Origin of the sequence: uncultured Methanobrevibacter sp. (assembly GCF_937906425.1) — an archaeon.
In the GTDB taxonomy this organism is placed as follows: domain Archaea; phylum Methanobacteriota; class Methanobacteria; order Methanobacteriales; family Methanobacteriaceae; genus Methanobrevibacter.
In genome coordinates, this window is record NZ_CALCYR010000270.1 from 1 (window position 1) to 6,625 (window position 6,625).

Annotated in this window: 3 protein-coding genes, 1 tRNA gene and 1 other RNA gene; 4 read left to right on the forward strand and 1 reads right to left on the reverse strand. The window is 30.6% G+C overall.

Translation table 11 applies throughout. The features are described from left to right. The first annotated feature begins 146 nt into the window (after positions 1–146). Positions 147–460: signal recognition particle sRNA (gene ffs, locus Q0138_RS07930), an RNA gene on the forward strand. A 151-nt stretch (positions 461–611) separates the two neighbouring features. Further along, a tRNA-Ser gene (locus Q0138_RS07935) sits at positions 612–695 on the forward strand. Between the two features lie 287 nt (positions 696–982). On the opposite strand, the gene Q0138_RS07940 is transcribed toward Q0138_RS07935, so the two are convergent. Then, positions 983–2,827, reverse strand: coding sequence for a transglutaminase domain-containing protein (locus tag Q0138_RS07940; RefSeq protein ID WP_297983100.1), 1,845 nt, complete (start codon positions 2,825–2,827; stop codon positions 983–985). 463 nt (positions 2,828–3,290) lie between these two features. Between Q0138_RS07940 and Q0138_RS07945 the strand changes: the two genes are divergently transcribed. Further along, positions 3,291–4,979: a radical SAM protein gene (locus Q0138_RS07945; protein ID WP_297983102.1), complete on the forward strand. Its 1,689-nt coding sequence runs from the start codon at positions 3,291–3,293 to the stop codon at positions 4,977–4,979. Between the two features lie 409 nt (positions 4,980–5,388). Further along, on the forward strand, positions 5,389–6,504 hold the full coding sequence (locus Q0138_RS07950; protein WP_297983105.1) for a pyridoxal phosphate-dependent aminotransferase: 1,116 nt from the start codon (positions 5,389–5,391) through the stop codon (positions 6,502–6,504). Positions 6,505–6,625: the final 121 nt, after the last annotated feature.

The window sequence follows — 6,625 nt, forward strand, 5'->3', positions numbered from 1 at the left end:
TAATAATCAATTTAAGTTTTTTTTTAATTTTTTATAAAAATTCATTCTTATTTGTTAATTTAAAGAATTCTTATCACTTTTTTTCAATGTTTTATATAAGTTTTTATATTTTGGATAAACTTTATATAAGATTAAAAAGAGAATATATATTGGCTAGACTGGAGGGTTAGGAGTCCTCTGTAAGCACAAATCTCCTTAGGTGTGGTCGAAATTTAGGAGGCGGCATTTGGATTTAGTTATGGCCTAAAAAGTTGATATAGAAGCTTCGTCCTGCAGGATCAATGGTGATAGAGGTTTTACTGGAGGGTAATTCAAAACTATCTTTGTTGTGGGAACGTGTCAGGCCTGGAAAGGAGCAGCTCTACCATTTACAGCTGATGCTTGCAGAACCGCGAGGTGGAGTTAATTTTTTAGATAACCATAATTGATGAAGATTGTCCACTCCTTTATGTGCCGTTTAGTTTGCTCTTTTTTATTAGTTTAAATCAATTTTAACTATTATTTATGTATATATTATAAAAAAGAAAAACTTTATATGTTAGATTAAACAAAATAAGAATTGTTGCAATTCAGTGCAATATATTTAATTTTCTATTTTTTTCATTTGTAAAGTCGGGATGGCCCAGCCTGGTACGGCGTCGGACTGCTAATCCGATGGTCAATAGACCTCCGGGGTTCAAATCCCCGTCCCGGCGCTTATTTTACTTTTTTTACTAATTTTAATTCTTAATTATTTTTTATTAATACTTTCTTTACTAATTTTAATTCTTAATTATTTTTTACCAATACTTTTTTTAAAATGAGTTTATTTTGTTTTAAGGCATTATTTTAATTTTATTTAGAAAAATAGTTATTTTAATTCACTTTAAGTTAAGAATTTTAATTTAATTAAAAAAATAGTCATTAATAATTAAATTAACAACTATTAAATTAATTAAATTCTTTTTAAGTCTTTTTAAGGAATGTTTTATTTAAATTTGGTCTAAAAACTAAGTGCACTGTATTTTCCTTTCAATGTATAGCTATTTACATTCCAATTCTTAATAACTCCAAAGGTATTTTTTGAACTGGTTGTGTCTGCAACCACCCATGTGTTATTTACTAAAACCTGAGCCCAAACATGTCCTGAAACATATCCTGAAGTGAATTTGCAGTTTTGTCCATGTACATATCTTGCAGGGATTCCTGCAGCTCTGGTAAGTGCAACAAGCAAATGGCTTTGGTCTACACAATTTCCTGATTTTGAACTTAAGGTTTTTGTTGCTCCTTTTAAGCTATTTGCATATTTTTTATAGCTTACATAGTCACGAACCCAATTAAAAATATTTTTTGCCTTGTCATAATCGGTTTTCAGGGATTTTGTTAATTTATTTGACAAAAGTTTTATTGCAGTATTCTTGACCTGACAGTTTTTGGTACTGGCCAAATATTTGCTTAGGGATTCTCCCAAATACTTTTCATTTAATATGCAGGCTTTCAACAATGCAGTAGACGCTTTTAATGTGGTTTTTGCTGTTGTTTTAGTTGTAGTGTTTGTTTTGCTTGTGGTATTTGTTTTTTTACTTGCAGTTGTAGTGTTTTTGCTAGTGCTTTTTGTACTGTTAGATGCTGAAAGCTTAACATTTACATTTGAAGTTCCGCTAATCTTAACACTTACGCTGCTGGTATTTACTGCAATGTTTCCAGTATTTGTTTTGTTAATGTTTAAGACGCTTTTGCTCGGATCCAATCTGTCTGCAATGCCCTGTAGGATGGATTTGATTGAATTCAAGGTAGTTTCCATTAAACTGGTGCTTGTTGTATTGTTTGTGCTGCTAGTTTTGCTTGTATTTGTACTTGTTTTTGTAGTGCTTGTTGTTTTTGTACTGTTTGTTGTTGTTTTGCTTGTACTGCTTGTTTTTGTTGTATTTGTTGTTGTTTTAGCAGTGGTTTTTGTTGTATTTGTTGTTGTCTTTGCAGTGGTTTTTGTTGTATTTGTTGTTTTGCTTGTTGTTGTGTTGGTTTTTTTACTTGTATTTGTTGTAGTATTTGTTTTTGCCTTTAAGGCGTCAAGCTTTGCCTTGATCTTGTTTAAATCCAAATCATTTAACTTAATGGAACTTGGGAATTTGCCGCTTTGATTGTATTGGTCCAAACATTTGCTGAAAGCCAATACCATTTGATTGTATGGAATGTTTCCTTTAGAGCTTGTAACCCAATTTGGAGCTCTTTTGTTTTTTTCAATGAATTTCATTGTCTTTCCTGCAAGCTGTCCATATTCCGTTTTGTTAATTGTTCCATTAATTGACTTTATATTTGTATTTGCATATGATTTATTGACCAATTTGGTATTTATATCTACCTTTGTCTTGTTAGTGCTGTTTATTGCCTTTGAAAGGAGATATAAATATTCTGTTGTAGTGTAATTATGATTACTTATTGAAATGGTGCTTTTTAGTTTACCATTTTTATTTACGTAATTCATAAATGTGGTGGAAGCTTTTGCCAAGGTTTTAACATTCATGCTAACTGTTGTGTTGGTTTTCTTTGTTGTGTTTGTTGTTGTCTTTGCAGTGGTTTTTGTCGTATTTGTTGTTTTCTTTGTTGTGTTTGTTGTTTTGCTTGTTGTTGTGTTGGTTTTCTTTGTTGTGTTTGTTGTTTTGCTTGTTGTTGTGTTTGTTTTCACTGAAGAGCTTGACAATGGAACTTTTTCCTTAAGCAAGCTGTCTCCAGTGCTAATTTCATTAGTCTTTTCAAGGTTTATTCCATCTAAGCTTTGAGAGCATACGCTGTTTATGCTAAAAAGAGCCAATACTATCAAAGTTAGAATGAATAGCTTTTTATTCATATTTGCACCTCATTAAGAGTTTAATCAAATATTTCTCCAAAAATACTATCCATTTATTGAAATGATTTTTAAAATTTTTAAGCTTTACACTTTTTTTAAAAAAATTTAAAAACTTCGTAAAATTGTTTTAAATTAGTAAAATTTAATTAATTTGCAATTATTTCTCTGTTAATGGATAGTGAATGAGTATTTGGTAATTTAAATTTATATATTTTTTTGAATTGTGTTTCTGTGCAAAATCACAATTTTGTTTTATAAAAAGAGTTAAATATTGGTTGTTTTTAAAGAGTATTTTTCAAAAAATTAGTAAAATTGTTTTAATTCTTTTTTTCAAAAGATTTTAATTATTTTTTTTAGGAAATCTTCTTTTTTAAAACTAAAATTTATTTATATTCCTTTAAACAAAATTATATTAGAAAAATCATTTAAATTCTATTTTTCAAAAATCAAAAAAAGGACTAATATGTTTTATGAAGAGAATGTAATTAAAAAGAATCCTCTAAGGGCTGATATAAGGTTTGGGCTCGTTTATCCAAATGTCTACAAAACAGCAATGAGCTCTTTAGGTTATCAGATTCTTTATAATTATATAAATGAAAGAGAGGACAGCTACTGTGAGCGTATAATTTATCCATCTGTTCGCAGTTTGGAAACCAACAGTCCTTTGGCTGATTTTGACATAATCTCATTTTCCCTTCAATATGAACAGGACTATTTTAATCTTCTAAAGCTTTTAAAGGAATCCAATATTCCTCTTAGAAGGGAAGACAGAACAATTGATGATCCCTTAATCATTGCAGGAGGGCCATGTGCAAGTGCAAATCCATTGCCATTATCTGATTTTATAGACATTTTTGTAATCGGTGAGGCTGAAGCGGTTCTTGATGACTTCTTTGAGGTTTATACTAAAGAAAAAGAAAATGATTTAAGTTATTCTAAAGAAAATGAAATGAATTTGTCCGAAAATAATCACTTAAATCCAAAAAGGGACTTAAGCCCATTTCTAAATGTAAATGGTCTATACATCTCTGAATTTAACAATAAAACAGAAATTGCACTTACAAAGAAAATTAAAGACATCCATCATCTTACATGTCCGATTGTAACCGTAACAGATGATGAGGAATTTCTTCCTGCATTTTCCAATTCAATTTTATTAAACGTTTCCCGCGCATGTACAAGAGGCTGCAGGTTCTGCATGTCCAGTTTTCTTTATCGTCCATTAAGGGAGGTAAACCTTGAGATTCTCTTTTCAATTGCAGAGCGGGCCAGAGAAAACACTGGATTGAATAAGGTTTCCCTTATAGGTGCTGCAGTTTCAGACTACTTTAAAATAGATGAGCTTACAGAAGGACTTAAAAACAGAGGCTTTCAGGTTTCAACCCCTTCAATGAGAATAGAGTCAATCACAAAATCCTCATTAATATCACTTCGTGAAAGCGGCTTGAAGACATTGACAATAGCTCCTGAAACAATTTACTCACTTAGGCGAAAACTTAACAAGGACATCAGTGATGATGATGTCTTCCGAGTTGTTAATGATGCTGTGGAATTAGGTTTTAATATTAAATTGTACTTTTTAATCGGTTTGCCCTATGAGTCCGAAGAGAATATTAATGAATTAGTGGAACTGATTAAGAAAATTGATTCCATGAAGTATAATTTTAATTCAAATTCAAAAACTTCAACTAAAAAGAGCAAGGTTTCAATTAAATTCAGTGTTAATCCTCTTATCCCAAAACCACATAGTCCAATGCAGTGGGAAAGCTATGATTTCAAGGACATCAAGAAAAAAATCCGTTATATGAAAAGAAATCTTAAGGGAATTGACATAAGGTTTGACAGTGCCAAGATGGGTCTTGTTCAATATGTTTTATCATGTGGTGATAAAGACCTTTCCAAGTTGCTTGAGGAATCTGTTTATAGAAAAATCAACATTAGGGAATGGAATGATTATCTTCCGGAGTATGAATTTGGAGACATTTTGCCTTGGGATTCCATTGATGTCAGTGTTAGCAAGGAATTTTTAGAGAGGGAATATCTTAAAATGAAAAATGATGAGATTACTCCATGGTGTGAAGAGGGAGCCTGTTACAATTGTGGAGCATGTCACTTTGATGAGAAGTTTAAGAGCCATTATCTTATTGAATGATTTTTAAGAGTTTTTATATTATTCAATGATTTTAAGAGCCATTATCTTATTGAATGATTTAATTCAAAATTATTATTTAATTTGTTTAAATTGAATTAATTATGATAGTTAATTAAATAAGAAATAATATTCATATAATTAATTAGGATTAGTTTATTAAATTAAGATTATTTTAAAAATTTTAAATTATTAAGAATTTAATTGTTTTAATTAAGAAATATTTATTAAATTTTTAAAAAAGGTTTTAAATTTATTTATAATTAATTAATATTTTTTAAATTTTTAAAAAAGGTTTTAAATTTACTTTTAAAGAATTAATATTTATTTAAATTTTAAAAAAAAATTCTAAATTTACTTTTAAATAAAAAAATATTTATTTTTATCGAGTTTGAACTGTTTAGGTGTTATTATGTTAAATCCTGCTAAAAGAGTTGAATCAATAGAATTGTCTCAAATTAGAAAGATGTTTGAAGTTACAAATCCTGATGCCGTAAATCTTGGAATTGGAGAGCCTGATTTTGATGTTCCGGAAAATATCCGCGAAGCGATGAAAGATGCAATCGATGACGGTTTTACCCATTACACTTCAAATAAGGGTATAATCGAATTGCGTGAGGCCATTGTTGACAAGTTGTCAAAGGACAACAATATTAAGACAGATGCTGAAAATGTCATATTGACTTCAGGTGCAAGTGAAGCCTTATATGACTGTGCTCAAGCCCTTTTTGAAAAGGGTGACAATGTATTGATTCCAAATCCTGGATTCTTGTCCTATTCCGCTTGTGTAAAGCTTGCAGAGGCTAATCCTGTAGAGGTAAACACTCCTATGGAAAATGGATTCAAGATGACTGCAGATGATGTTCAGGAAAAGCTTGACAAAAACACCAAGGCATTGATAATAAACTCTCCTTCCAATCCAACAGGTGCTGTAATGGACAAGGAGGACATTAAGGCTATTGCAGACTTGTCTGTAGATCATGATTTCTATATTATTTCAGATGAAATCTATGAAAAGATTATTTATGGAGCTAAAAATTACTCCCCTGCCGAATATTCAGACAATGTAATAACCCTTAACGGTTTTTCAAAAACCTATGCAATGACAGGTCTTAGAATAGGCTATATGGTGGCTAATGATGAAGTAACTGAAAACCTTCTCAAGATACATCAATATTGTGTTGCAAATGCAAGTTCAATCTCTCAGGTTGCTGCTTATGAGGCTCTTACAGGTCCGCAGGATTCTGTCAAGGCGATGGTTAAGGAGTTTTCAAGACGTAGGGACCTAATTGTTTCAAGCCTGAATGATATGGGTTATGAATGTGTTGACTGTAAGGGAGCATTTTATGTTTTCCCTAAGGTTGAAAGGCCTGCAGAATTTGTCAGTGCGGCAGCAGAGGCTGGAGTTATTTCAGTTCCGGGAGCTGCATTCGGCAGTCTTGGTGAGGAACATGTAAGAATGTCCTATGCTAATTCATATGAGAATATTGAAAAGGCTATGGAAATCTTAAGGGATTTGGAGTATTAAATTAAAAATATTCATTAAATTGATTATTTTATCAATTTTGCCTTTTAATGGATTTAAAATATTTAAAATATTTTAATAAAATTTAAATTATAATAATAAATTAAAAAATAATTTCACTGAT

What these genes read in the sequence shown, in the direction of transcription:
- Q0138_RS07945 (WP_297983102.1), top strand. Translation starts at nt 3,291, where the DNA reads ATGTTTTATGAAGAGAATGTAATTAAAAAGAATCCTCTAAGGGCTGAT.
- Q0138_RS07950 (WP_297983105.1), top strand. Translation starts at nt 5,389, where the DNA reads ATGTTAAATCCTGCTAAAAGAGTTGAATCAATAGAATTGTCTCAAATT.
- Q0138_RS07940 (WP_297983100.1), bottom strand. Translation starts at nt 2,827, where the DNA reads ATGAATAAAAAGCTATTCATTCTAACTTTGATAGTATTGGCTCTTTTT.